Source organism: Caballeronia sp. LZ003, assembly GCF_031451465.1.
In the GTDB taxonomy this organism is placed as follows: domain Bacteria; phylum Pseudomonadota; class Gammaproteobacteria; order Burkholderiales; family Burkholderiaceae; genus Caballeronia.
The window spans coordinates 1,205,049-1,230,766 of the sequence record NZ_JARUXJ010000001.1 but is presented as its reverse complement, the minus strand read 5'-3'; the positions used below and the strand labels follow the sequence as shown (position 1 = coordinate 1,230,766).

At 63.0% G+C, this 25,718-nt stretch carries 26 protein-coding genes; 14 read left to right on the top strand and 12 right to left on the bottom strand.

Annotated features, from left to right (window positions below; translation table 11 throughout):
* Positions 1 to 5: 5 nt before the first annotated feature.
* From QCE79_RS05695 to QCE79_RS05680, 4 genes are all read right to left on the bottom strand, one after another.
* On the bottom strand, positions 6 to 356 hold the full coding sequence (locus tag QCE79_RS05695; protein WP_309842573.1) for a RidA family protein: 351 nt from the start codon (positions 354 to 356) through the stop codon (positions 6 to 8).
* A gap of 60 nt (positions 357 to 416) precedes the next feature.
* On the bottom strand, positions 417 to 1,337 hold the full coding sequence (locus QCE79_RS05690) for an alpha/beta fold hydrolase (protein ID WP_250492222.1): 921 nt from the start codon (positions 1,335 to 1,337) through the stop codon (positions 417 to 419).
* Positions 1,338 to 1,510: 173 nt separating this feature from the next.
* Positions 1,511 to 2,152, bottom strand: coding sequence for a CoA transferase subunit B (locus QCE79_RS05685; protein WP_244827695.1), 642 nt, complete (start codon positions 2,150 to 2,152; stop codon positions 1,511 to 1,513).
* 2 nt (positions 2,153 to 2,154) lie between these two features.
* A complete protein-coding gene (locus tag QCE79_RS05680) occupies positions 2,155 to 2,859 on the bottom strand; it encodes a CoA transferase subunit A (protein ID WP_250492221.1) in 705 nt (234 codons plus the stop codon).
* Between the two features lie 195 nt (positions 2,860 to 3,054).
* Between QCE79_RS05680 and QCE79_RS05675 the strand changes: the two genes are divergently transcribed.
* On the top strand, positions 3,055 to 3,600 hold the full coding sequence (locus QCE79_RS05675) for a LuxR C-terminal-related transcriptional regulator (protein ID WP_250464414.1): 546 nt from the start codon (positions 3,055 to 3,057) through the stop codon (positions 3,598 to 3,600).
* A 10-nt stretch (positions 3,601 to 3,610) separates the two neighbouring features.
* Here the strand turns inward: QCE79_RS05675 and QCE79_RS05670 are convergent, their stop codons facing one another.
* Both QCE79_RS05670 and QCE79_RS05665 read right to left on the bottom strand, forming a co-directional pair.
* A complete protein-coding gene (locus tag QCE79_RS05670) occupies positions 3,611 to 4,042 on the bottom strand; it encodes a thioesterase family protein (protein ID WP_250464412.1) in 432 nt (143 codons plus the stop codon).
* Between the two features lie 28 nt (positions 4,043 to 4,070).
* Positions 4,071 to 4,844 carry an SDR family oxidoreductase gene (locus QCE79_RS05665; protein ID WP_244827691.1) on the bottom strand — a complete coding sequence of 258 codons (774 nt, stop codon included), beginning with the start codon at positions 4,842 to 4,844 and terminating at the stop codon, positions 4,071 to 4,073.
* 203 nt (positions 4,845 to 5,047) lie between these two features.
* Between QCE79_RS05665 and QCE79_RS05660 the strand changes: the two genes are divergently transcribed.
* The gene (locus QCE79_RS05660; protein WP_250464410.1) at positions 5,048 to 6,721 is read left to right on the top strand and encodes an electron transfer flavoprotein-ubiquinone oxidoreductase; all 1,674 of its coding nucleotides are present in this window, start codon (positions 5,048 to 5,050) and stop codon (positions 6,719 to 6,721) included.
* 136 nt (positions 6,722 to 6,857) lie between these two features.
* Here QCE79_RS05660 and aroC read toward each other — a convergent pair whose 3' ends face one another.
* From aroC to QCE79_RS05645, 3 genes are all read right to left on the bottom strand, one after another.
* Positions 6,858 to 7,964 carry a chorismate synthase gene (gene aroC / locus QCE79_RS05655; RefSeq protein ID WP_250464408.1) on the bottom strand — a complete coding sequence of 369 codons (1,107 nt, stop codon included), beginning with the start codon at positions 7,962 to 7,964 and terminating at the stop codon, positions 6,858 to 6,860.
* Positions 7,965 to 8,016: 52 nt separating this feature from the next.
* The gene (locus tag QCE79_RS05650) at positions 8,017 to 9,960 is read right to left on the bottom strand and encodes an MFS transporter (protein WP_309842563.1); all 1,944 of its coding nucleotides are present in this window, start codon (positions 9,958 to 9,960) and stop codon (positions 8,017 to 8,019) included.
* A 196-nt stretch (positions 9,961 to 10,156) separates the two neighbouring features.
* The gene (locus QCE79_RS05645) at positions 10,157 to 10,609 is read right to left on the bottom strand and encodes a CBS domain-containing protein (RefSeq protein ID WP_244827687.1); all 453 of its coding nucleotides are present in this window, start codon (positions 10,607 to 10,609) and stop codon (positions 10,157 to 10,159) included.
* Between the two features lie 239 nt (positions 10,610 to 10,848).
* On the opposite strand from QCE79_RS05645, the gene QCE79_RS05640 reads away from it, so the two are divergent.
* The 3 genes from QCE79_RS05640 (at position 10,849) to QCE79_RS05630 (ending at position 13,853) form a co-directional block, all read left to right on the top strand.
* Positions 10,849 to 12,201, top strand: a complete 1,353-nt coding sequence (locus tag QCE79_RS05640; protein WP_309842559.1) for an O-acetylhomoserine aminocarboxypropyltransferase — start codon at positions 10,849 to 10,851, stop codon at positions 12,199 to 12,201.
* Positions 12,198 to 13,028 (top strand): alpha/beta hydrolase, encoded by an 831-nt coding sequence (locus tag QCE79_RS05635; protein ID WP_309842557.1) that lies wholly within the window; start codon positions 12,198 to 12,200, stop codon positions 13,026 to 13,028. The genes QCE79_RS05640 and QCE79_RS05635 overlap by 4 nt, the downstream gene beginning before the upstream one ends.
* A gap of 504 nt (positions 13,029 to 13,532) precedes the next feature.
* Positions 13,533 to 13,853, top strand: a complete 321-nt coding sequence (locus tag QCE79_RS05630) for an Mpo1-like protein (protein WP_244827684.1) — start codon at positions 13,533 to 13,535, stop codon at positions 13,851 to 13,853.
* Positions 13,854 to 13,862: 9 nt separating this feature from the next.
* Here QCE79_RS05630 and QCE79_RS05625 read toward each other — a convergent pair whose 3' ends face one another.
* Positions 13,863 to 15,170: a YihY family inner membrane protein gene (locus QCE79_RS05625; protein WP_404989076.1), complete on the bottom strand. Its 1,308-nt coding sequence runs from the start codon at positions 15,168 to 15,170 to the stop codon at positions 13,863 to 13,865.
* Positions 15,171 to 15,264: 94 nt separating this feature from the next.
* Between QCE79_RS05625 and wrbA the strand changes: the two genes are divergently transcribed.
* The 5 genes from wrbA (at position 15,265) to QCE79_RS05600 (ending at position 19,457) form a co-directional block, all read left to right on the top strand.
* Complete coding sequence (gene wrbA, locus QCE79_RS05620) at positions 15,265 to 15,879, top strand: NAD(P)H:quinone oxidoreductase (RefSeq protein ID WP_244827682.1); 615 nt, start codon at positions 15,265 to 15,267, stop codon at positions 15,877 to 15,879.
* A gap of 27 nt (positions 15,880 to 15,906) precedes the next feature.
* Positions 15,907 to 16,293, top strand: coding sequence for a DUF2069 domain-containing protein (locus QCE79_RS05615; protein WP_250464400.1), 387 nt, complete (start codon positions 15,907 to 15,909; stop codon positions 16,291 to 16,293).
* Between the two features lie 147 nt (positions 16,294 to 16,440).
* Positions 16,441 to 17,901 carry an FAD-binding oxidoreductase gene (locus tag QCE79_RS05610; RefSeq protein ID WP_309842550.1) on the top strand — a complete coding sequence of 487 codons (1,461 nt, stop codon included), beginning with the start codon at positions 16,441 to 16,443 and terminating at the stop codon, positions 17,899 to 17,901.
* Positions 17,898 to 18,701 carry a metallophosphoesterase gene (locus tag QCE79_RS05605; RefSeq protein ID WP_250525710.1) on the top strand — a complete coding sequence of 268 codons (804 nt, stop codon included), beginning with the start codon at positions 17,898 to 17,900 and terminating at the stop codon, positions 18,699 to 18,701. Before QCE79_RS05610 ends, QCE79_RS05605 begins: the two co-directional genes overlap by 4 nt.
* A 30-nt stretch (positions 18,702 to 18,731) precedes the next feature.
* Complete coding sequence (locus QCE79_RS05600) at positions 18,732 to 19,457, top strand: SOS response-associated peptidase (RefSeq protein WP_309842545.1); 726 nt, start codon at positions 18,732 to 18,734, stop codon at positions 19,455 to 19,457.
* Positions 19,458 to 19,459: 2 nt separating this feature from the next.
* Here QCE79_RS05600 and QCE79_RS05595 read toward each other — a convergent pair whose 3' ends face one another.
* Together QCE79_RS05595 and QCE79_RS05590 are read right to left on the bottom strand one after the other, a co-directional pair.
* Entirely contained in the window at positions 19,460 to 19,609 is a 150-nt protein-coding gene (locus QCE79_RS05595; RefSeq protein WP_309842543.1) for a hypothetical protein, read from the bottom strand.
* A 165-nt stretch (positions 19,610 to 19,774) separates the two neighbouring features.
* Positions 19,775 to 20,713 (bottom strand): LysR family transcriptional regulator, encoded by a 939-nt coding sequence (locus QCE79_RS05590; protein WP_244827676.1) that lies wholly within the window; start codon positions 20,711 to 20,713, stop codon positions 19,775 to 19,777.
* Positions 20,714 to 20,879: 166 nt separating this feature from the next.
* On the opposite strand from QCE79_RS05590, the gene QCE79_RS05585 reads away from it, so the two are divergent.
* The 4 genes from QCE79_RS05585 to QCE79_RS05570 are packed head-to-tail and all read left to right on the top strand — an operon-like array spanning position 20,880 to position 25,671.
* Positions 20,880 to 22,409: an efflux transporter outer membrane subunit gene (locus QCE79_RS05585; protein ID WP_309842538.1), complete on the top strand. Its 1,530-nt coding sequence runs from the start codon at positions 20,880 to 20,882 to the stop codon at positions 22,407 to 22,409.
* An 11-nt stretch (positions 22,410 to 22,420) separates the two neighbouring features.
* Positions 22,421 to 24,574: an FUSC family protein gene (locus QCE79_RS05580; protein WP_309842536.1), complete on the top strand. Its 2,154-nt coding sequence runs from the start codon at positions 22,421 to 22,423 to the stop codon at positions 24,572 to 24,574.
* On the top strand, positions 24,564 to 24,764 hold the full coding sequence (locus QCE79_RS05575; RefSeq protein ID WP_250464390.1) for a DUF1656 domain-containing protein: 201 nt from the start codon (positions 24,564 to 24,566) through the stop codon (positions 24,762 to 24,764). The genes QCE79_RS05580 and QCE79_RS05575 overlap by 11 nt, the downstream gene beginning before the upstream one ends.
* A gap of 46 nt (positions 24,765 to 24,810) precedes the next feature.
* Positions 24,811 to 25,671 (top strand): HlyD family secretion protein, encoded by an 861-nt coding sequence (locus QCE79_RS05570; protein WP_309842534.1) that lies wholly within the window; start codon positions 24,811 to 24,813, stop codon positions 25,669 to 25,671.
* The last annotated feature ends 47 nt before the right edge of the window (positions 25,672 to 25,718 follow it).

The window sequence follows — 25,718 nt, the reverse complement described above, 5'->3', positions numbered from 1 at the left end:
CCTGCTTAGCGCTGCGCCGCCACGACGACGACTTCTACCAGGCACGCGGGGTTCGCGAGCTTCGCTTCGACGGTAGCGCGCGGCGGCGTGTTGCCCGCGGCGACCCACGAGTCCCACACGGCGTTCATAGCGGCGAAGTGCGCCATGTCGGAGACGTAGATTTGCACCGACAACAGATGCGACTTGTCGCTGTTCGCTTCTTCGAGCAGACGGTCGATATGGCCAAGCACTTCGCGCGTCTGGCCGGTGATGTCCTGGTCGGTGTCCTCGGCGATCTGGCCCGCGAGATACACGGTGCCGTTGTGGATGGCGATTTCCGAAAGCCGTGCGCCGACGTGATGACGAGTAACTGCCATATGCGTTCCTGTTCGATAAAGATGCAAATTGGGATAAAGCGCCGGGCGCTCAGCCCGATATTATGCCGCGCCCGCGTCATTTCCGAGAAAGAAGGCGCGCGCGGTGGCGATCTGGTCCGCCGCGAGGAAGGCCGGCGCGTGTCCGGTATCCGCCACTTCGACGCTCGTGACCGCCTGCCCTTTCGACACCATTCGCTTGACCGTCTCGCGCGACAGCAAGTCCGAATGCTCTCCTCTCACGACGAGCACCGGCGTCTTGAACGAGGCCAGCGCATGCCACAAGTACGCTTCACCCGCCGCGTTCTGTTCGGGCGTCGACGCCTTGAACGGCTTCGCGATGTCCGGGTCGTAGCGAAAGCGCCACGCGCCGTCCTTCTCGTGCAGAAGCGGCGTATTGATGCTTGCCCACTCCTCGTCCGTGAGATTGCCGAACGAAGCCGCAAGCGCGGCGGCGTGCCGCACGCCTTCATCGAGCGAGGCGAAGCGCGTGGGCTTGCCGAGATATTCGCCGATACGCGTGAGCGCGATGGGCTCGATATGCGGTCCCACGTCGTTGATGAGCATCTTGCGAATCGGCGTATTCGGCAAGCCGCCGAGCGCCATGCCGATGAGTCCGCCCATCGAGGTGCCGAACCAGTCCACCGTTTCCACGTTCAGACGCGCGATGAGCGTCACCATGTCCGCGACGTACTGCGGCACGCCGTAATGGCGCGGGTCGGCGAGCCAGTCCGACAGACCGCGCCCGACGACATCCGGACACACCACGCGATACTCGTTTGCGAGCGCCTGCGCCACCTTGTCGAAGTCGCGGCCCGAGCGCGTCAGGCCATGCACGCACATCAGCACGCGCGGATTGGCCGGATCGCCCCATTCGGTGTAGGCCATGCGATGCAGGCCGGCCGGGCTCGCACACTGCACGAAACGCTGGCGCGGCACGGCGGCCGCCGGATGCGGCGCTTCGACGACGATGGATGTGCTCATGGGTATTCCTCGCAGGAAGATGTCGAATCGATTGTAAGCGCCGCGCGCGAAACCGACTGAACATCGGCCGAACGGACGACCCCTTGACCACGGTGATCAAAAACAAAGCGGGCGAAGCCTCGCAGCCCCGCCCGCCTTTCCCCGTCGAAAGACGCCGCTTTACTTCAAGCCGATTACTTCACGCCACTGACATCCAACGGCGCGCCGGTCTTTTGCTGAATCTCCTCGGCACTGACGCCATCGGCCAGTTCGACGAGCTTGAGACCATTCTCGGTCACGTCGATCACGCCGAGGTCCGTGATGATGCGATCCACCACGCCCACGCCCGTCAGCGGCAGCGAGCATTCCTCGAGAATCTTGTGCTGGTCGCCCTTCGCGACGTGTTCCATCAGCACGACGACCTTCTTCACGCCCGCTACGAGGTCCATCGCGCCGCCCATGCCCTTGATCATCTTGCCGGGAATCATCCAGTTGGCGAGGTCGCCCGTCTTGCTGATCTGCATGGCGCCGAGAATCGCCAGGTTGATGTGGCCGCCGCGGATCATCGCGAATGAATCCGCCGACGAAAAGATCGACGAGCCCGGCAGCGTGGTCACCGTCTGCTTGCCGGCGTTGATGAGATCGGCGTCCACTTCTTCTTCGGTCGGCGACGGGCCGATGCCGAGCAGGCCGTTCTCCGATTGCAGCCATACTTCCATGCCGTCCGGCACATGGTTGGCAACGAGCGTCGGCAAGCCGATGCCGAGGTTCACATAGAAGCCGTCCTGCAATTCCTTCGCCGCGCGCGCGGCCATCTGGTCACGAGTCCAAGCCATGGTCATTCTCCTTTCGCGCGGACGATACGTTGCTCAATGCGCTTTTCAGGGTGCGCATTCAGGACGAGCCGCTGCACGAAGATGCCCGGCGTATGGATGTGATCGGGGTCGAGCTCGCCTACTTCGACGATCTCTTCCACTTCGGCCACGGTGATCTTGCCGGCCATGGCGCACATCGGATTGAAGTTGCGCGCCGTGCGGCGATAGATAAGATTGCCCGATTTGTCGGCTTTCCATGCCTTCACGATACCGACGTCCGCTGTCAGCGAATGCTCGAGCACGTAATGGTTTTCGCCGAACTGACGCGTTTCCTTGCCGTCCGCGATCACGGTGCCGTAGCCCGTGTTCGTGAAGAACGCCGGGATGCCCGCGCCGCCCGCGCGCAGTTTTTCGGCGAGCGTGCCTTGCGGCGTGAATTCGAGTTCGAGTTCGCCGGCCAGATATTGCCGCTCGAATTCCTTGTTTTCGCCCACGTAAGACGAAATCATTTTCTTGACCTGACGTGTTTCGAGCAGGAGGCCGAGCCCGAAGCCGTCGACACCCGCGTTGTTGCTGATGCAGGTGATGTCCTTCACGCCCGAGTCGCGCAACGCCGCGATCAGCGCTTCGGGAATGCCGCACAGCCCGAAACCGCCGACGGCGAATGTCTGCCCGTCCTTGACGATGCCATCGAGCGCCGCCTTCGCGCTGGGATAGACCTTGTTCATCTGATTGTCCCTTCCATTTTGTGAACCCGACTGAAAACCGGCTTTTCTTGGCCGCCGTGGCATGCAGGGCGGCGTTTAGACTTGGGCAAAGATTACGCTTAGCGATCCATCCGGCACAATACGCAAAAATACATAAGTCTTTGCCCGCGCCCTTTGGTTCCGTCCGGGAGCGAAGCACGGGCGCACCTTTTCCTCATGCCTGAACTGGACTACCAAACCGCGTTTCATCTCGCGCCCGTTGGCCTCGTGCTTTCGCGCGAGCGCATCATCGAGGACTGCAACGAGCAAGTCTGCGCCATGTTCGGCTTCGAGCGCGCGGCGCTCATTGGCGAGTCGTTTCAGGTGCTTTATCCGAGTCCGGACGAGTTTGCGCGCATCGGCGAGCGTATTGCCGCGCATATCAGCACGCAAGGCACCTACAGCGACGATCGCATCATGAAGCGCTCGGATGGGGAAATGTTCTGGTGCCACGTCACCGGCCGCGCGCTGGAGCGCGACGCACCGCATGCGGCGGGCGTCTGGACTTTCGAGGATTTGAGCGCGACGCGGCGTGTGGCCATAGAACTGACGCCGCGCGAAAGGGAGATCGCCGCGCAACTCGTGACCGGCAAGACGAGCAAACAAATTGGCCGCGTGCTCGACATCAGCCCGCGCACGGTCGATATCTACCGCGCGCGGCTCATGCGCAAATACGATACGGGCAACGCGACGGAGTTGCTGCAGCGCCTGCTCGGCAACTGAGCGCGCACGCTCATAGTGCGGGCGCAGCCGTCTCGATGATCTGACGAAGCAAGTCCGGCAGCGGCACGGACTTGCCCGCCTTGTAATCCACCCACACGATCTTGGCCGCGCCCTTTGCAAAGAGCTCACCGGGCGCGTCGTCGCGATACAGCTCGAAGTGCGTTTCCAGGCTGCTGCGTCCAGGCTTGCCGACCGACATGCGGCCGATCACGTTGCCCGGATAATGCAGTTGCTGCAGGAATTCCATCGACGCATTGACGATCACCGGCCCTTGTCCCTCGGCGTTCGATCCGACGATGCCGAGCTCTTCGAACCACGAAATTCGCACCTGCTCCATGTAGCGGAAGTAGACGGTGTTGTTGACGTGCCCGAAGGCGTCCATGTCACCCCAACGGATAGGCATGGAAAGTTCGAAGACGGTGTGAAAAGGGTTGTTGCTCATGTTTGCCTGTTCGAGAAAGCGCGCGCGCTCAGAGCGAAAAACCGTCGTCCGCCGAGATGACCGCGCCGTTCATGAACTGCGATTCGTCGGCGGCGAGTAAGAGCAGAAGGCCGTCGAGGTCGCCGGGCGAACCCACGCGGCGGCGCGGCAGCATCGACACGAGCTTCTGGCCTTGCTCGGTTTTCCAGTGATGGTGATTGATTTCGGTGTCGATATAACCCGGGCAGATGGCGTTCACATTGATGCCGTGGCGGCCCCATTCGAGCGCCATGGCCTTGGTCATCTGCACGACCGACGCCTTACTCATGGCGTAGAGGCCGATCTGCGGAAACACGCGCAGTCCCGCCACCGAAGCCACGTTGATGATGCGATACGCCGGCTTGGCCGCGCCGCTGCCGCGCATGATCATGCGCTTGGCCACTTCCTGCGCCACGAAAAACGCGCCGCGCACATTGGTGCCGAAGACGTATTCGTAGTCGGAGGGCGTGACGTCGGTCAGCTTCTGCGTGGTCGACACACCCGAATTATTCACGAGGATGTCGATGGTACCGGCTTCCGTCTCCGCATGCGCGACCGCGGACTTGATGCTCTGATAGTCGGTCACGTCCAGCGACACGACATGCGCCGCGCCACCCGATGCCTCGATTTCCGCGCGCAATTCCTTGAGACGCTCGGTGCGGCGGCTCGCCAGCACCACTTTCGCGCCGGCTTGCGACAGTACTTGCGCAAAACGCTTTCCAAGTCCACTGGACGCGCCGGTAATCAGCGCGACCTTGCCTTCCAGATTGATCGAACGGCCCATTGTGCTTCCTTCTTTTACGGTTGATTCGGCCTTACGCGGCACGCGGCATGCGCCAGTCCGCTAGTGGCATCGACACCGATTTCGCGGCGCCGTCTAGAATAGTACGATCGTACTCGATCAGACAAGGTCGGTTGCAGCCTGCCTGACGTTCGCTGACAATACGCGATCTTAAAAGGCCATTCTAACGGTACAGAGGAGCATTGATGACCCCGGCGAGCCTTATCGAGCAGTACGGTCCCCGCGAATCGATGGAATACGACGTCGTCATCGTCGGCGGCGGGCCAGCCGGTTTGTCGGCGGCTATCCGGTTAAAGCAGCTTGCGCAGGAAAAAGGCGTCGAAATCGGCGTGTGCGTGCTGGAAAAAGGTTCGGAGATCGGCGCGCACATTTTGTCGGGCGCGGTCATGGACCCGCGCGGTCTGTCCGAACTCATCCCCGACTGGAAGGAAAAAAACGCACCGCTCGACGTCGAAGTGACCGAAGACCGCTTCCTCTTTCTCACGCAGGACAGCGCGAAGCAGGTGCCGAACTGGCTGCTTCCCGACAACTTCAAGAATCACGGCAACTACGTCGTGAGTCTCGCCAACGTCACGCGCTGGTTGGGCGCGCAGGCGGAGGAACTGGGCGTCGAGATCTTCCCGGGCTTTCCGGCCGCCGAAGTGCTGTACAGCGACAGTGGCGCGGTGAAAGGCGTCGTCACCGGCAATCTGGGCATCGGCAAGGATGGCGAGCCGACCGAGAACTTCCAGCTCGGCATGGAATTGCACGCGAAGTACACGTTATTCTGCGAAGGCGCGCGCGGGCATCTCGGCCGTCAGTTGATGGACAAGTTCAAGCTCAATCAGAATGCCGATCCGCAGGTATATGGCATCGGCATCAAGGAATTGTGGGAGATCGATCCCGTCAAGCACAAGCCGGGGCTCGTTATCCACACGGCGGGCTGGCCGCTCGATCCCGACACGTACGGCGGCTCGTTCCTTTATCACATGGACAACAATCAGGTGATGGTGGGCTTTGTGGTCGGACTCGGCTATTCAAACCCGTATCTTTCGCCGTTCGAAGAGTTTCAGCGCTACAAGACGCATCCGGCCATTCGCCCGTTCCTCGAAGGCGGCAAGCGCATTTCCTACGGCGCGCGCGCCATTACCGCGGGCGGCCTGATGTCGTTGCCAAAGCTCGTGTTTCCGGGCGGCGCGCTGGCCGGCGACGACGCGGGCTTTTTGAACGCATCGCGCATCAAGGGCAGCCACGCGGCGATCAAGTCCGGCAAGATGGCCGCCGAAGCCGCCTTCGACGCGGTGCAGGCGGGCCGTCAGAGCGACGAGTTGAGCGCGTATCCAGAAGCCTTCGATACTTCCTGGCTCAAGACCGAACTGCATCGCGCGCGCAATTTCAAGCAGTGGATGAGCAAGGGCCTGTACCTCGGCACGTTCATGGTCGGGCTGGAACAGAAGGTCATGGGCGGCAACGTGCCGTGGACGCTGCATCATCAGCATTGGGATCACGAGATGCTGAAGCCCGCGTCGCAGAGCAAGCCGATCGTTTATCCGAAGCCGGATGGCAAGCTGACGTTCGACAGGCTTTCGTCGGTGTTCATTTCGAACACGAATCACGAAGAGAATCAGCCGGCGCATCTGACGCTGAAAGACCCGAGCGTGCCGGTGAACGTGAATTTGCGGACCTATGCAGGTCCGGAAGGACGTTATTGCCCGGCAGCGGTGTACGAGTTCGTGAAGACGGACGATGGCGGCGAACGTCTGCAGATCAACGCGCAAAACTGCGTGCATTGCAAGACATGCGATATCAAGGACCCAACGCAGAATATCGTGTGGGTGACGCCTGAAGGCGGCGGCGGGCCGAATTACCCGAATATGTAATCGGGTGAGATGGTGGGCCGCGCGTGGGCGCGGCTGTCGTACGGCGCCGGTCTTGAACCGGCGCCGTGCTTTTATCGGCGAGGATAACGCCGGCGCGGTCAAGCCTGCCGTTCAGAAAAGCGCAATCAAAGCGCGATCAACTAGCCGGCGTATGCGCCGCAATCTTCGGTGTGCCGACGACGACATCGCCGTTCTGCGCACGATGCCTCAGCGCGTGGTCCATTAGCACGAGCGCAAGCAGCGCCTCGGCGATAGGCGTCGCGCGGATCCCCACGCACGGATCGTGACGGCCGAAGGTCTCGACAGTCGCGGGCGCGCCCGATTTGTCGATCGACTGACGCGCCGTGCGAATGCTCGATGTCGGCTTGATCGCAATCGACACGGTGATGTCCTGCCCGCTCGAAATGCCGCCGAGAATGCCGCCCGCATTGTTGGTCGCGAAACCTTCGGGCGTCATCTCGTCGCCATGCTGCGAACCGCGTTGCGCCACGCTCGCGAAGCCCGCGCCGATCTCGACGCCCTTCGCTGCATTCAGGCCCATCATCGCCTTGGCGATGTCCGCATCGAGTCGATCGTAAAGCGGCTCGCCCAAGCCGACCGGCACGCCGCTCGCGACCACTTCGATGCGCGCGCCGACCGAGTCGCCGTCGCGCCGCAAATTGTCCATGTACGCTTCGAGCTGCGGCACCACGTCGGCATTCGGCGCGAAGAACGGGTTCTCGCGCACATGTTCCCAGCCGACGAACGGAATGGGAATCTCGCCGAGCGCGCTCATGTAGCCGCGCGTTTCCACGCCGAACTTTTCGCGCAACCATTTCTTCGCGACCGCGCCTGCCGCGACTGTCGGCGCCGTCAGACGCGCCGACGAACGGCCACCGCCGCGATAGTCGCGCACGCCGTATTTCTGCCAGTAGGTGTAATCGGCGTGACCGGGGCGGAAGGTTTCGACGATATTGCCGTAGTCCTTGCTGCGCTGATCCGTATTGCGGATAAGCAGCGCGATGGGCGTGCCGGTGGTCACGCCTTCGAACACGCCCGAGAGAATCTCGACCTGATCCGCTTCCTGGCGCTGCGTCACGTGGCGCGACGTGCCGGGACGGCGGCGGTCCAGTTCGACCTGGATATCGGCCTCGGTCAGGGCCATGCCGGGCGGGCAGCCGTCGATCACGCAGCCGATCGCCGGTCCGTGCGACTCGCCGAAGTTGGTGACGGTGAAAAGCGTGCCAAGGGTATTGCCGGACATGAGCGTCGACCTTAGAAAAGTGCCGGGGAAACCGACATTATGCCAGTGGCATCTAGCGCCGCGCCCCGCGCAACGCCGTCACGATCTGCTGCAAACGTTCCGGCGTCGCCTCTTCCGGCGCGATCGGTTTGCCTACCGCCAGCGTCAGGCAGGTCATGACGCCGCGTTGGATAGGCCGCGGCCAGCGCGCATCTTCATGACGCGAAAACACGCTGCCCCACAAGCCTCGCAGCGCGACCGGCACGACCGGCGCCGGATGCCGCCGCAGGATCTGCGAAATGCCGTGCCTGAACGGATTGATCTCGCCCGTACGCGTGAGTTTGCCTTCGGGAAAGATGCACACGAGCTCGCCCTCTTCGAGCGCTTCGGCGCATTCCTGGTATGCGCGTTCGAGCAATTCCGCGTCTTCGTGCGCGGGCGCGATCGGAATCGCCTTCACATGGCGGAACAGCCAGCCGATCACCGGCGAGCGAAAGATGCGGTGATCCATCACGAAGCGGATTGGGCGCGGACTTTCGGCCATGATGACGATGGCATCGACGAAACTGACGTGATTGCACACCAGCACCGCCGCGCCGCGCGATGGAATGCGCTCGGCATCCACGAGACGAATGCGGTAGAACGTATGCACCAGCACCCAGGCCATGAAGCGCAGCAAAAACTCCGGCACGAGCGAATAGATGTACACGGCGACAACCACGTTGAGCAGCGCGGTCGCGAGAAAGAGCCCGGGAATGCCGACGCCGAGCGCCGTGAGCCCGAGCGCCATCAACGCCGAGACAATCATGAAGAACGAGTTCAGGATATTGTTCGCGGCGATGATGCGCGCCCGATGCGTCGGCTGGCTGCGCGCCTGAATTAGCGCGTAGAGCGGCACGCTGTAGAAGCCGCCGAACATGGCAAGGAGAAAGAGGTCCGCGAGAATGCGCCAGTGCGGCAACGCGAGCAGAAACTCCGCAACGCCGAGCAGATGCCCCGCCGGCGCAATCCGATGACTGGCAAAGAACAGATCGATGGCGAACACGCTGATGCCGATGGACCCGAGCGGCACCAGTCCGATCTCGACGCGCCGCTTCGACAGCTTCTCGCACAAGAGCGAACCCGTGCCGATGCCGAGCGAAAACGTCGCGAGGAGAATGGTGACGACATCGGGGTTCGCGGAGAGCACGTCCTTCGCGAAGTTGAAGAACGACGTGAGAAAAGTCGCGCCGACGAACCACAGCCATGAAATGCCGAGCAGGCTCAAGAACACGGTACGGTCGGCTTTCGCGAGCTTGAGATTGCGCCACGTCTCCGAGACCGGATTCCAGTTGATGCGCAAATCCGGCTGCGACGCCTTGGACTTCGGAATGAAGCTCGATACGACGCGCCCGATGATCGCGAACGCGAGACACGCCGCCGCGAGCACCATCGCCCCGTGTTCGACCGCACCCGCCGCCGCCCCGCCGACGATCGTGCCGATGAGAATCGCGACGAATGTGCCCATTTCCACGAGCCCGTTGCCGCCGACGAGTTCGGAAGCCTCCAGATGCTGCGGCAGATACGCATACTTCACCGGCCCGAACACCGTGGAGTGCACGCCCATCAGAAATGTGCAGACGTATAAAAGCGGCGCGCTGTGGAGCACGAAGCCCGCGCCGCCGATCAACATGACGAGAATCTCGAAGCTCTTGACCAGGCGCGCGAGCGTGGCCTTGTCGTATTTGTCGGCGATCTGGCCTGAGGTCGCGGAGAACAGCACGAACGGCACGATGAAGATGGCCGAAATGAGGAACGCGGCCGTGCCCGGATCGACGCCGGAAAAGCGCGCCGCCTGAAACGTGACGAGCGACGTGAAGCCGACCTTGAAGACGTTGTCGTTCATCGCGCCTAGAAACTGCGTCCAGAAGAACGGCGCGAAACGGCGTTCGCGCAAAAGACCGAACTGGCCTTTCTCTTCGTGGCGTGCGGCGCGGGATGCGCGCGACGAGGCACGCGACGGATTTTCACTACTCATGGCTATCTACAAAAATTGATCCGGAGTTGATCGCGAACCGGGCTTGGATGGCGCCGCGCGATCGAATGCGGATGTCACGGGAAAAGAAGCTCGAAGCCTGCAAAGGCGTTCGAGCCGGACGAAAAAAAGCGCGCCACCGGGGCGCGCTTCCATGGGGTGTCACGCGAAGCGTCGAAGCGTTGGATCGGGCAGGTGCTCAGCGCGCTTCTTCCTGTTGCTCAGGCCAGTCGCGTATATACGCTTTCAGCATGCGATTCTCGAAGCCTTGTTCCTCGACGACCGCGCGCGCGACATCATAAAACGAGATCACGCCCATCAGCGCGCGATTCTCCATGACCGGCAAGTAACGCACGTGATGCTCGAGCATCATGCGCCGCACTTCGTTGACGTCCGTTTCCGGCGTGCAGGTGAGCGGATGGTCGTCCATGATCTTGCGGATGCTCGTTGTGCCGACGCTGCCGCCGTTGTCGCGCAAGGTGACGATGATTTCGCGGAAGGTAAGCATGCCGGCCAGATCGCCGTATTCCATGACGACGAGCGAGCCGATGTCATGCGCCGCCATGGCGTCGATTGCTTCGGCGAGCGGCGTGTCGGGCGTGACCGTGAATAGCGCGTTGCCCTTTACTTTCAGAATGTCGCTGACTCGCATGACTGTCTCCTCGCGAAATGCCTGTTCAATTGCCGAACGTTCTTGAAACCATGTTTCGATGCTATCGGAAAGGCCCGCAAAAAGAAAGCAAAGCAGCCTTGTCTGGCCATTCGGATAAGGCTTTGCGGGCCGATCTCCCATTCGATGCGCGCGTGTTCGCCCTAAGTTTTCCCGCGCGAGGCGGATGTTACGATGATCGACCGCTATTTTCCTGACCTGCTCCACACAGGCCGCCAACCATGCCCGCCAACCGCTTCGACACGCTCGCGCTGCACGCGGGCGCCGCGCCCGACCCCGTGACCGGGGCGCGCGCCACGCCGATCTACCAGACCACGTCGTTCACTTTCCGCGATACCGATCACGCCGCCGCGCTCTTCAACATGGAGCGCTCGGGGCATGTCTATTCCCGCATCTCGAACCCGACGGTGGCGGTTTTCGAGGAACGCGTGGCGGCGCTGGAAGGCGGCGCGGGTGCAATCGGCACGGCGAGCGGCCAGGCGGCGCTGCATCTGGCCATCGCCACACTGATGGGCGCGGGCTCGCACGTCGTGGCATCGAGCGCGCTGTATGGTGGCTCGCACAATCTGCTGCACTACACGCTGCGGCGCTTCGGGATAGAGACCACCTTCGTCGCGCCGCACGATCTCGATGCGTGGCGTCAAGCGGCGCTTCCGGAAACGCGCCTCTTCTTCGGCGAAACGCTCGGCAATCCGGGACTCGACGTGCTCGATATCGCGGGCGTCGCGGAGATCGCGCATGAGCACGGCGCGCCGCTGCTCGTGGATTCCACCTTCACCACGCCTTACCTGCTGCGACCGCTCGAACACGGCGCCGACCTGGTCTACCACTCCGCGACCAAATTTTTGGGCGGTCATGGTACGACCATCGGCGGCGTGCTGGTGGATGGCGGCACGTTCGACTTCGCGGCGAGCGGACGCTTTCCCGAATTCACCCAGCCTTACGACGGCTTTCATGGCATGGTCTTCGCCGAGGAAAGCACGGTTGCGCCGTTCCTGTTGCGCGCGCGGCGCGAAGGGCTGCGCGACTTCGGCGCGTGTCTGCATCCGCAGGCTGCGTGGCAGTTGCTTCAAGGCATCGAAACCTTGCCGTTACGCATGGATAGGCACGTTGCTAATACGCGCAAGGTGATCGAATTCCTGCTGAGTTCGCCGGCAGTCGAAGGCGTGGCTTATCCCGAACTGCCGACGCATCGCGACCATGCGCTCGCCAAGAGGCTTCTGCCGCGCGGTGCGGGCGCGGTGTTCAGCTTCGATCTGCGTGGCGGCGTGCCGGCGGCGCGCAAGTTCATCGAGTCGCTGACGCTGTTTTCGCATCTCGCCAATGTCGGCGATGCGCGCTCGCTCGTCATCCATCCCGCCTCGACCACGCACTTTCGCATGGACGCGGCGGCGCTCGCTGCGGCGGGTATCGGTCCGGGACGTATTCGTTTGTCTATCGGACTGGAAGATGCGGACGATCTCATCGACGATCTCAAACGCGGGCTCAAGGCAGCGCAAAAGGCGGCCGAAAGCGCAGAGAGCGGCAAAAGCAGCGAAGGCTCACGCGCCGCGCAGCTTGGGAGCCGCGCATGATGTTCGATATCGCCGGGCGCCCGGCCTATGCCTACACCGGTGGCAAACCGTTCGATGCCGCCAGGCCAACGATCGTCTTCCTGCACGGCGCGCAGCACGATCACAGCGTTTGGGGCTTGCAGACGCGTTACTTCGCGCATCACGGTTTCGGCGTGCTCGCGCCCGACCTGCCCGCGCATGGCCGTAGCGCCGGGCCCGCGTTGAGCACCATCGCCGCGCTCGCCGACTGGACGATTCACCTTCTCGATGCAGCCCATACGGACAAGGCCATTTTCGTCGGGCACAGCATGGGTTCGCTGATCGCGCTCGATGCCGCCGCGCGCCATCCGGCCCGCGCGCATGGACTGGCGCTCGTCAGCACGGCCGCACCGATGGCCGTCTCCGACATGCTTCTCGATGCCGCGCGCGAACACGAGCCGGAAGCGATCGATATGGTCAACCAATGGTCGCATTCGACCATCGCCGCGAAACCGTCGGCTCCGGCGCCCGGATTCTGGTTGCGAGGCGTCAACCAGCGCCTGATGGAACGCATCAGCGCTCAAGGCGAGGCGCAGCTTTTTCACACCGATTTCAGCGCGTGCAACGGTTACGCGGATGCGCTCGAACGCGCTGCAACGGTGCAGTGTCCGGTACTCATACTGAGCGGCAAGCGCGATGTAATGACGCCGCCGCGCGCCTCCCGCCCGCTCGTTGACGCGATGAAGCGTGCGGGCGCAACGGTGAGCGCGGTCGAACTGGACGGCGGTCATGCGCTGATGGCCGAGCAACCGGATGCCGTGCTGGACACGTTGTTTGCGTTCGCGCTGAAGTGTGCGGGGGAACGGTAAGCGCTTTCGAACCGATTGACGATTCTGCGCTGTTGGCCGAGGAACCGGACGCGTCGTTTGTCTTGGCGCCGAAATGTGTGGGGAAGCGGTAAGCGCTTTAGGTCCGAGTGACGATTTTGCGCGGATAGCCGAGTAACCGGACGCGTCGTTTGTCTTGGCGCCAAAGGGTGTGGGGAAGCGGTAGGTGCTTTAGGTCCGAGTGACGATTTTGCGCACATAGCCGGGTAACCGGACGCGTCGTTCGTTTGGCGCCGAAGGGTGTGGGGAAGCGGTAGGTGCTTTAGGTCCGAGTGACGATTTTGCGCACATAGCCGGGTAACCGGACGCGTCGTTTGTCTTGGCACCGAAGTGCATGGAAAAACCGGTGAGCGCGTGGTTTGCAAGAAGTTAAAGCCTCGCGCGTCAAAGCCTTGCATCGCTTGCACCACCACGCGCACCGTCGCAGAATGAATCTTGCTGGCGCTTTCGTCAGGTGGAAGGCACCGCATCGACCGGGAGGCGATCATGGCGCAGACGACACACGGAGAACACTTCGCGAACTTCGCCGAGTTCTATCCGTACTATCTGGACGAGCATCGCAATCTGACATCGCGCAGGCTGCACTTTTTAGGCTCACTCGGCGTGATTGGCTGCATTGCCATGGCCATCGCCACCGGCGACTGGCTCTGGCTGCCGGCCGCCGTGATCTGCGGCTACGGCTTTGCGTGGATCGGCCACTTCTTTTTCGAAAAGAACCGCCCTGCCACCTTTCGCCATCCGGTCTATAGCCTGATGGGCGACTGGGTAATGTTCAAGGACATCTGCATCGGCAGGATCTCGCTTTGAACCGTGTGCTCAGGCCGGTTGTTGCGGCATGGAAGAACGCGGTGTTTCGAGCAGGCGCGGGTTCGTGAGCGCAGCCGCGCGCGCCGCAACGAGCGAGTTGAGCGTGGCTTCGAGCCTGTCGTTTTCGAGCGCTTCCATCAGCGCCGTGCGATCGAGATGCGTGGCATCGAGACGCAATTGATAATCCAGTTCCTCCCGGTCGATCACGAACTGGTCGAACAGCATGGTCATGGTGATGTGCGCCGGGTTGGCGATCAACACGAAACGCGGCATCTTCGAGTCTTCGAGCCGGCCGATCCAGCCGAGCGCATCGAGCCGCGTGATCAGGCGCGTGGAGGTATCCAGATCGCAACGCGCCATCTTGGCGAGTTCCATCGCCGTGTAGCCAGGCTTGCCTTCGTCGCGCAATTCGACGAGTCGCGCGAGTATTTCGAGCGCGTAAAGCAAGTCGCTGCCCGGAAAGTCGCGCCGATGATATTGCCCGATGCGAATGGCCGGCAACGCGGACGTCACCATTGCTCCGACGAGCGCGATCATCCAGCAGAGATAGACCCACAGCAGAAACACCGGCAGCGCGGCGAACGCGCCATACACGGCGGTATAAGTGGGAATGCGCCGCACGTAGTAGCCGAAGCCGCGCTTGCCCAGTTCGAACGCCACCGCTGCAATCAGCCCGCCGATGACGGCATCGCGCCATTCGACCTTGCAGTTCGGCATGAACACGTAAATGATGGTGAAGGCAAACACCGTGAGCGGCAACGAAACGCCCGTGAGCGCCCATTCGACGATAGGCGGCATGAGATTGTGCGACCCCGCGAACGCGATCGAATGCGCGAACACGTAGGACGAGATGGACAGACTGCAGCCGAAGAGAATAGGCCCGAGTGTGATGATGGCCCAATAGACCATGACGCGTTGCGCGAACGGGCGCGCCTTCTTCACGCGCCAGATGACGTTGAGCGCCGATTCGATCGTCATCATGGTCATCACCGAGGTGACGAACAGGATAATGAGGCCGACCGTGGTCAGGCCCTTCGCTTTCGCGGCAAACTGGTTCAGATAGTTGAAGATCTGCGTGTTGATCTGCGTCGGCATTAAATGCGCCGCAAGGAAGTCCTGCAACGACGACTGGAACGAACCGAAAATGGGAAACGCGGTGAAGAGCGCGAACGCGACGGTTGCGAGCGGCACGACGGACAGTACGCTCGTGAACGTGAGACTGCCCGCCACCTGCGCGACGCGATCCTCGCCAAGACGCCGCGCGACGAAACCGGCGAGACGCTTGACTGCCGCGAGATCGATGAAAACGTGCCGCAAACGCATTCTCCCAAGCGAGGCCGCGTGAGGCTATTGCCCTGCGCGCCCCTAAAAACAGGCTAATCCCTATAATAGCCGTTCACTAAAAAGCCTTATGAACGACATCCTCGTGCTCTACTACAGCCGCCACGGCGCGACCCGCGAGCTTGCGCTCGCCATCGCCCAGGGCGTCGACAGCGTTCCTGGCATGGCCGCGCGGGTGCGCACGGTGCCGCCGGTTTCCACCGTCTGCGAAGCCACGCAGCCCGACATTCCCGCCGACGGCCCGCCTTACGCCGAGCTGCGCGATCTGGAGGAATGCGCGGGTCTTGCGCTCGGTTCGCCCACGCGCTTCGGCAACATGGCCGCACCGCTAAAATATTTCCTCGACGGCACCACGCCGCAGTGGCTGTCCGGCGCGCTCGCGGGCAAGCCGGCGAGTGTCTTCACCTCCACCGGCAGCCTGCACGGCGGCCAGGAAACCACGCTGCTCTCGATGATGCTGCCGCTCCTGCATCACGGCATGCTGATCGTCGGCATTCCTTACACCGAGTCGCGCCTGACTACCACGCAAAGCGGCGGTACGCCTTACGGCGCATCGCATCATGCGCGCACGGGCGACGCCAGCCAGCACGGCATCACCGCCGACGAGAAAGCGCTCGCCGTCGCGCTCGGCGCAAGGCTCGCGCGCACCGCGCTCGACCTCGTGCGTGGCGCGAAGGCCGCTTAAGTCCGTTTGAACCCGCTTAAGCCCGCCATGACCGCACCTTCGCTGACCGAGCCGCGAACGAACGCGCCGCTTGCCATCGGTGCGCTGACGAGTCTTGCCGCGCTCATCGTGCTCTCGCTTCTCTGGGAGCTGTGGCTCGCGCCGCTGCGTCCCGGCGCATGGGCACTCGCGTTGAAAGCACTGCCACTTGCATGCGCGCTGCCCGGTGTCATCAAGCGCAACGTCTATACCTTGCAATGGGCTTCGATGCTCGTTTTGCTCTACTTCGCCGAAGGCATCGTGCGCGGCATGACCGATACCGGCCTCTCCGCGCGCCTCGCCTGGCTCGAAACTTTGCTTGCGTTCGCATTCTTCGTCTGCGCGCTCGGCTTCGTCGCCCCCTTCAAACGTGCGGCGCGTGCAAGAAAACGCTGAATCGTTCGCTTTTTTCCATACGGACGTGATGCTTTTTAGCACGGATCGAAACGCTGCGCGCGGCCTACGCCATTCGGCCGAGGCGCAAGCCGCGCCCCGCTGCGCGATACTGTCGACTACGCTACACGGTCCAATCTGCCCTCATCCATGACTGCCTCTCACGCCCCGTTCATCGCCGCCTGCACCGAACTGCTCGGCGCGTCCCACGTTCTTACGCACGATCACGACACCGAGCCGTTTCTCGTCGACTGGCGCAAGCGCTATCGCGGCAATGCATGCGCCGTGCTGCTTCCCGCCGACACCGCGGAAGTCGCCGCCGTCGTCGGACTCGCGCATGAACACGGCGTGGCCATCGTGCCGCAAGGCGGCAACACGGGACTCGCGGGCGGCGCAACCCCCGACGAGAGCGGCGCGCAAGCGGTGTTGAGCGTGCGCCGCCTGAACCGCATTCGCGGTATCGATCCGCATAACAACACCATTACCGTCGAAGCGGGCGTCGTGCTCGCCGAAGTCCAGGCGCGCGCCGAAAGCGCACAACGTCTCTTCGCGCTGAGTCTCGCGGCCGAAGGCAGTTGCACGATCGGCGGCAACCTCTCGACCAACGCGGGCGGCACGGGCGTTCTGCGTTACGGCAACACGCGCGAGTTGTGCCTGGGCCTCGAAGTCGTGACGCCGCAAGGCGATATTTGGGACGGCCTGCGCGGCTTGCGCAAGGACAACACCGGCTACGATCTGCGCGATCTGTACATCGGCGCGGAAGGCACGCTCGGGATCATCACGGCGGCGGTGATGAAACTGCATCCCGCGCCGGTCGCGCGCGTGACGGCGCTCGCGGGTCTTGCCTCGCCGCACGCCGCACTCGATTTCCTGGCAATGGCGCAACGTCACGCAGGTGCGCTCCTGACCGGCTTCGAGCTCATGTCCGACTTCTCGATGCGCCTCGTCGGCCGGCATTTTCCGCAACTGCGTTATCCGTTCGGCGAACCGCACGCGCAAACCGTGCTGCTCGAACTCTCCGACAGCGAAAGCGACGAACACGCCCGCGCGCTCTTCGAAAGGCTGATGGAACAGGCTATGGAAGAAGGTATCGTCGAAGATGCCGTGGTCGCGGAAAGCCTCGCGCAGTCGCAGGCATTCTGGGACTTGCGCGAGCATATCCCGCTCGCGCAGGCGGAGGAAGGGCTGAACATCAAACATGACATTGCGGTGCCGATCTCGAGCATCGGCCGCTTTATCGAGGAAACCGACGCGATCATCGCTCGAGCCACGCCCGGCGCGCGCATGGTGACCTTCGGACATCTGGGCGACGGCAATCTGCATTACAACGTGCAGGCGCCCGAAGGCGTCGATCAGAAGCAATTTCTCGAAGCGTTCCAGACGCCGATCAACGCACTCGTCTACGACCAGGTGCATGCGCATCGCGGCAGTATCAGCGCCGAGCACGGTCTCGGGCAACTGAAGGTGGACGAAGCGATGCACTATAAATCGGCCGTCGAGGTGCGCCTCATGCAAAGCATCAAAGCCGCGCTCGATCCCGAGAATCGCATGAATCCGGGCAAGGTCGTGCGCTGGGCGCAAGCCGGGACAAGGAAGGAGAACATCGCATGAAGATACGCGTGCTGTCGGACCTGCACCTGGAAAACGACGAGCCGCTCGCGATTCCTTATGCCGAAGCCGATCTCGTCGTGCTGGCGGGCGATATCCACAATCACGCGGAAGGCGTGCGTTGGGCGGTGGAGAATTTCGGTTCGGATGTGCCTATCGTCTATGTGCCGGGCAATCACGAGTACTACGACGCCGAATTCGGCGCGATGGAAGTTGCCATGCTCGACGCGGCGCAAAGCGTGGACAACGTGCATTACCTGAACAACGCGGCGCTCGTCGACCGGCGCGGCGCGTGGCGCGTTCTCGGCACGACGCTCTGGACCGACTTCGCGCTGTTCGGGTCGAGCGACGAAGAAATCGGCCGCGCGCAGGAAGCGTGCATCAAGGCCATGCTGGATTATCGAGGGCTGATCCAGCTCGCGTGGCCGGAGCAAGACGGCGAACCCCGCGCGTTCGCGCCGGAAGATTCCCTCGCGCTGCACGAGCAAGCGCGCGCGTGGCTCGAAAACGAATTGGCCAGACCGTTCGCGGGCCAGACGATCGTCGTCACGCATCACGCGCCGTTGCGCGAAAGTCTGTCCGAGCGGTATGCAACGGATATCGTGTCGGCGGGCTTCGTCAATCATCTGCCGACGCTCGCCCGCACGCCCGCCGCGCTTTGGATTCACGGCCACACGCATACGTCGTTCGACTACACGGCGAATGGGACGCGCGTGGTCTGCAATCCGCGCGGCTACTTCGACCGTCGCTCCGGGCGCTGGGAAAACGAACAGTTCGCCTGGGACAAGGTCGTCGAAATCTGACGGAGCAACGCGAATAACGGGAGCCAAGCCATGTGCGGCCGAATCAGCCAGTACCGACTGCCGATGCATTACGCGCAACGTCTGCATCTGAAGAACCCGTTCGTACTCGTCGATGCCGCCGACCGGCGACCCGGCTACAACTTGTCGCCGGGCACGCATCCGCTCGCCGTCTATCCCGACGAATCGATTCGCGCTGTGCATTGGGGATATTGCCCGCCGTGGGCGATACAAAAGAAGTTGCCGCAGACCATCAATGCGCGCGTCGAGACGGCGTCGACCAGTGCCTATTTTCGCAATCTGTGGAAAAAAGCGCGCATTCTCGTGCCGGCGGATGGCTGGTTCGAATGGCGAATCGAGCCGCGTCCGGGCGAATTGGCGACCAAACCCGCCGCTGCGAAGCCCTTCAAGCAACCGTATTACATTCGACGCGCCGACGGCGAGCCCATGTTCCTCGCCGCGCTCACGAGCATCACGCGCGAGGAGGACGCCGCGCAGCCCGGCGCGGGCTTCGTGATCGTCACGGCAGCAGCCGACGAAGGCCTCGTGGACGTCCACGACCGCCGCCCGCTGGTTTTCTCCGCAGCCACGGCGCGGCGCTGGCTGGACCCGGACGCATCAGCGAAAGATTTGGCGCGGCTCGTGAAATCCGACGGCGTGCCGGCTTCGCACTTCGTCTGGCACCGTGTTTCAACCGATGTGAACCGCGCCACCACGGACGAAGCGCGGCTCATCGAGCCACTGGAGGCGCTTTTTTAGATTCAGCGGGTGCGCCGGTCGCGGTTGCTTTCGACGCGAATCGGGATCAGGCGCTTTCTTGCCTCTTCTTCCGACTGGGCACGCATGGCATTGAAAAGCTCGCGCGACGCCGGAACGGCGATCAACGACACAAGCGCGGCAAGAGCGAACATAAGTGGCGTGCTCATCAGACGAGTCCCCAAAATTAAATGCAGTGAACGTAGACAGACAGTAGCAAATGCGGGTGAATCAGGAGTAAGCAAGTGTTGCGCCGCAGCTTATTCGTAACCGGAGTTCGGTCAGCGCGCCGGAGCCGACAGCACTGACGGCAAGCATATTCAGCCTACTACGAACTCCTTGAGCGACTCGGAATCGGCGGCGAGCGTGTCGGGCAACGCCTCGCGCAGAAACTCCACCCACGTGCGGATCTTGGCGTCCAGATACTGGCGCGACGGGTACAGCGCGTAGACCGTCAGTTCCTGCATCGTGTATTGCGGCAGCACACGCACCAAAGTGCCTGCGCGCAAGGCGGGCAGCGCGGAGGACGTCGGCAATACGCCGATGCCCATGTTTTCCCGGATCGCCGTCACCATGGCGTCGGCCACGTTCACCGTGAAGGGCGAAGCGCCGAGACTGACCGTTTCCTGCCCGTTCGGACCGTCGAAGACCCAGCGGTCGGGCGGAAACACGGGCGTCATCAATTGCAGACAGGTGTGGCGCACCAGGTCGGACAACACATGCGGCGTGCCGTGCTTTTCGATATACGCCGGTGACGCACATGCAATGCTGAACACCGTGCCGAGCCGCGCCGACACCAATGCGGAATCCGGCAACTCAGAAGCCAGCACCACAGACACGTCGTAACCCTCGTCCAGTAGATCCGGCACGCGTTGCGCCAAAGTCAGCTCGACCTGCACGGACGGATGACGCTGCTGATAGCGCGAGATCATCGGCACGACATAGTGCACGCCGAAGCTCGTCATCGAATGCACCTTGAGTTTGCCGGCCGGACGCGCGTGGGCGTCGCTGGCTTCGGCTTCGGCCTGATCGACGTAAGCGAGAATCTGCTCGCAGCGTTGCAAATAGCGCTCGCCCGCCTCGGTTAGCGCGATTCGGCGCGTCGTGCGATTGAGCAGCCGCGTGCGCAGATGCGCTTCGAGGTCGGACACGGCGCGCGACGCGTAGGCGGTGGTCGTATTGAGATGCTGCGCGGCGGCGGTGAAACTGCCCGCCTCGACGACGCGCGCGAACACGCGCATGTTTTGGAGCGTATCCATGACGCTTTCCCGTTTTTCGGCGTTTGTGTAGATCGAATTGTTACATGACCAGTAACAGCGATTATCGCAATCTCAGTAAGAATGCTTTACATCGTTACTGGTTATTCGACAATCCCTGCAAAAATATAATTCACTCTCAAATTCTATTCAATTTTGGGAGGGAATCGTGCGGAGCCGGTCATTCAGTTACGCCGCTTATGCCGCGGTTCTTACGGCATCTTTAACAATCGCCGGATGCGCAAGTACGGGCAAGGTCGCGCCGCAGGATCCGCTGAAAGACGTGGCAACGCTCGATGTCGGCAACGCCATTCGCGCCGCCAATGCGGACGCCGCGTGGCCCTACCAGGAATGGTGGCGCGCGTATCGCGATCCGCAGCTCGATGCCTGGATTACACGCGCAACCGGCGGCAACCCGACACTGGCGATGGCCGCCGCACGCGTTCGCGAGGCGCGCGAGGAAGCCGGCGTGGCGCGCTCGGCGCTTTTGCCGCACGTCGATGGCGCGATGAGCCTGCAACGCAAGCACTGGCCGGAGAACGACTTCTACGGCCCCGGCTACTACGGCGGCACGACTACGTGGGACGACACCGCCGGCCTTTCGCTCTCCTATGACCTCGATCTCTGGGGCCGCGACGATAACGCCGCCCAACGCGCGCTCGATGTCGCCCACGTGCGCGCCGCCGATGCCCGCGCCGCCCAGCTCGAACTCGAAACCAACGTGGTGCGCGCCTACATCGGCTTTTCGCAGGCGTTCGCGCTGCTCGATATCGCTCAACAGACGCTCGCGCAGCAGCAGCGCATCGCGGATCTCGCAGAGCGGCGTTTAAAAGGCGGCATCGGCACACAGCTCGAAGTGAGTCAGGCCGAAACGCCGTTGCCCGAGTACGAGCGTCAGGTCGATATCTATCAGGAAGAGATTGAGCTCGCGCGCCATCAGCTCGCCGCGCTTGCAGGCGAAGGTCCCGGCGCGGGCGATGCGCTCACGCGTCCCACGCTCGCGCTCGCGACGCCGCTGCCCTTGCCCTCGTCGCTGCCCGCCGAACTCGTGGGTCATCGGCCCGATATCGTCGCGGCGCGCTGGATGGTGGCGGCGCAAGCGCGCGGTATCGATGTCGCGAAGGCCGAGTTCTATCCGAACATCAATCTCGCGGCGTCTCTCACGCAGACTTTCGCGGGCGGCGCGCTGCTCAGCTTCCTCACGAGCAAGGCGACGGGTTATACGTTCGGCCCGGCGCTGTCGTTGCCTATCTTCGAAGGCGGACGGCTGCGCTCGCAACTCGGCGCGGTGTCGGCGCAATACGACGTAGCCGTCGATCACTACGACGCGACGCTCGTCGCCGCGCTCAAGGACATCGCCGATCAGGTCGTGCGCGTGCGTTCGCTCGACACGCAGCTGGAAGCGTCGGGGCGCTCGGTCGCCGCCGCACGCAAGAACTACGACCTCGCCAACGCCGGTTATAAGCGCGGCCTGACCGATTACGTCAACGTGCTGATCGCGCAAGCGCAATTGCTGCGCGCGCAGGACGGCGAAGCACGCGTGCGGGCGCAACGGCTCGCAGCCTATGCAACGCTCACCTCCGCGCTCGGCGGCGGTATCGACGATCCCTCGAATGGTCCGCAAGAAACGGCGCTCGCGCCCGCGAAGCATATCGGCCCGTTCGGTTCGTCGCTCGGCGCGTCGTCCTCGGTGAAGTGAGGAGAACGTTCATGGCCACTGTTCTCATCGACAAGCGCGCATCGCTCGTGAACGCCTTCGCGGATTGGGCGCGCACCGACGGCCTCGCGTGGATCTACATTTTCAAGGCGGTGCTGGCGGCGCTGGTCGCGCTATGGATCGCCATGCGGCTCGACATGCAGCAGCCGCGCACCGCGATGACCACCGTCTTCGTCGTGATGCAGCCGCAAAGCGGCATGGTGCTCGCGAAGAGCTTCTACCGTTTCTGCGGCACGATGGTCGGTCTCGTCGTCATGCTCGCATTCATCAGCCTGTTCTCGCAGCAGCCAGTGCTGTTTCTCTCGGCGACGGCGCTCTGGGTCGGCATCTGCACGGCGGGCGCGGCGCGCAATCGCAACTTCCGCTCGTATGGCTTCGTGCTCGCGGGATACACGGCGGCGCTGATCGGCATACCGGCGGCGCAGCATCCGGATGGCGCGTATCTGTCGGCCCTGACGCGGGTAGGCGAAGTGTCGCTCGGCATCGTGTGCGCGGGCGCCGTGAGCGCGCTCGTGTTTCCGCAACTCGCGGGCGAGCAGATCCGCACCACGGTGCGACGGCGCTTCACGCAATTCGTCGATTACGTCTGTCACGCGATGTCCGGCAAGCTCGAGCGCGCGCAAATCGAACGCACCAATCTGAGCTTCGTCGCGGATATCGTCGGCTTCGAGGCGGCGCGCAGTGTCGCGATTTTCGAGCATCCCGAATCGCGGCGGCGCGGCGGGCGGCTCGCGCGGCTGAATAGCGAATTCATGAGCGCATCCACGCGTTTTCACGCGCTGCATCAGTTGATGAACCGGCTGCGCGCAAACGCGTCGGGCACGACCATCGATGCGCTCGAACCGTTCATTCACGAAGTGCCGCCGCTGTTGCTGATTGCGGGCGAGCCGGTGCGCAACGCTGCCGACGCCGCGCACGCCGCCGCGCAATTGCGCGACTACAAGGCCGCGTTGCCCAAGCGCGTGCGCGCGACGCGTATCTCGCTCGAAGCCGCGCCCGGCTTCACCGCACTCGAATTCGATACCGCGACCGAGCTGCTTTATCGTTTCGTCGACGACATGCTCGCGTATGCCGACACCTACGCGTCGCTCGCGGCGCCGTCGCATGAACGCGAGCGCTGGGTCGCGCGTTACGTGCCCAAGACCAATCTGCTCGCGGCCGCGGTTTCCGGCCTGCGCGGCGCGGTCGTGATGTTCGTCCTGAGCGCGTTCTGGATCGCGAGCGCGTGGCCGAGCGGCGGCACGATGGTGCTCAACGCCGCTGCCGTATGCGCGCTGGCGTCGTCGTCGCCACGGCCGACGCAGATGGCCGCGCAAATGGCTATCGGCACGACGCTCGCGAGCATCACGGGCATGATCGTCGTGTTCGGCGTGTTTCCGCATATCGACGGCTTCGTGCTGATGTGCGCGGCGCTCGTGCCCGCGCTCATGCTCGGCGCGTTCTTGACGACGCGTCGCTCGCTCGCGGGCGTGGGCATCGGCTACTGCATCTTCTTCTGCTTTCTCGCGGGGCCGGACAACCTCGTGCATTACGATCCGACCGGCTTCATGAACGACGCCATCGCGCTCGTCTTGTCGATGATCGTCTCCGCGATCGCCTTCGCCGTGCTCCTGCCGACCGATGCGCCGTGGCTGCGCCGTCTGCTGCTCGCGGACCTGCGCCGCGAAGTAGTGAGCGCGCGGCGCGGACGTCTCGCGCAACTGACGACGCATTTCGAAAGCCGCACGCGCGACCTGCTTTCGCAGATCAACGCGCTCGCCTCCGACAAGCCCGCGCTGCAACGCGAGGCCTTGCAGTGGCTCTTCGCGGTGCTCGAATTCGGCAATGCGGTGATCGATTTGCGACGCGAAATGGCGGGCTTCGAACGCGTCGTCAACCCGACGCTCGATGCGGTGGCGCGGCTCTTCGATCGGCCACGGCAAGCGCGTTTCGATGGCGCGCTCGTCGCGACGGAACACGCCATCGACGAGATGCAGGCCAGGCTTGCTTCGCAGGCTTCGGATTCGGATACGCCGCGTGAAGAGCGGCATCGGCTGCAACGCATCGTGAGTCATCTGCATTTCATTCGTACCGCGCTGCTCGACCCGGAATCGCCGTTCGCAGCGTTCCAACCGATTTCGCCTGAAGGAGCGTCCCATGCCGCGTGATACCGCGATTCTCGAAGCTTACGTGCCAACGCTGCTTTTGCTGTGCCTCGCGGGCGGGCTCGTCACCTGGATCATCGACCGCGTGCTGGCGCTGACAGGACTGTATCGCGTGGTCTGGCATCCGGCGCTGTTTCGCGCGAGCCTGCTCGTCTGCGTGTGCGGCGTGCTGGGTCTCGCGGTGTATCGATGATTCTCGACCGCTTCGTCGCCAACAACATATTCAAGAGAGTTGCATCATGCTGATCAGAAAACTCGTCGGCTTCGTCATGACGATAGCCATCTTCGCCGCGGCGCTCGTCATCGGCCGCATGCTGTGGGTGCATTACATGAACGATCCGTGGACGCGCGATGGACGGGTGCGCGCCGATGTGGTCAACGTGGCGCCGGACGTGTCGGGCGCGGTCGTGCAGATGCCGTTGCACGACAATCAGTTCGTGAAGAAAGGCGACTTGCTGCTGGAGATCGACCCGTCGCATTACCAGATCGCCGTCGAGCAGGCGCAGGCGAACGTCGCGGCGCGCGCGGCCGAGTTGCGCATGCGCCGGGCCGATGCGGCGCGTCGCGCGGACATGGACGCGCTGGTCGTCTCGAAGGAAGCACGCGAGAACTCCATGCAGACGGCATCGACTGCCGAGGCGCAGTTGCAGCAGGCGAACGCCGCGCTGGATGCCGCGAAGCTCAATCTGGAACGCACCAAGGTGTTTTCCCCGGTGGATGGCTACGTGACGAATCTGAACGTGTATCGCGGCGATTACGCGACGGCGGGCGCGGCGAAGCTCGCCATCGTCGATAGTCATTCGTTCTGGGTCTATGGCTATTTCGAAGAGACCAAGCTGCCACATGTGAAGATCGGCGACAAGGCGCGGATTCGTTTGATGAGCGGCGGCGAGCTCACGGGTCACGTCGAGAGCATTTCGCGCGGCATTTACGATCGCGACAATCCGCAAAGCCGTGAGTTGCTCGCGGATGTGAACCCGACGTTCAACTGGGTGCGGCTTGCGCAACGCGTGCCTGTGCGCGTGAAGATCGATGATGTGCCGGAAGGCGTGCTGCTCGCGGCGGGAACGACTTGTACGGTGGTGATTGGGGCGATGTAAGGTACGAAAGCCCGTTCCGCTTTCGCCAGAAACGGGCTTTCTCAAGC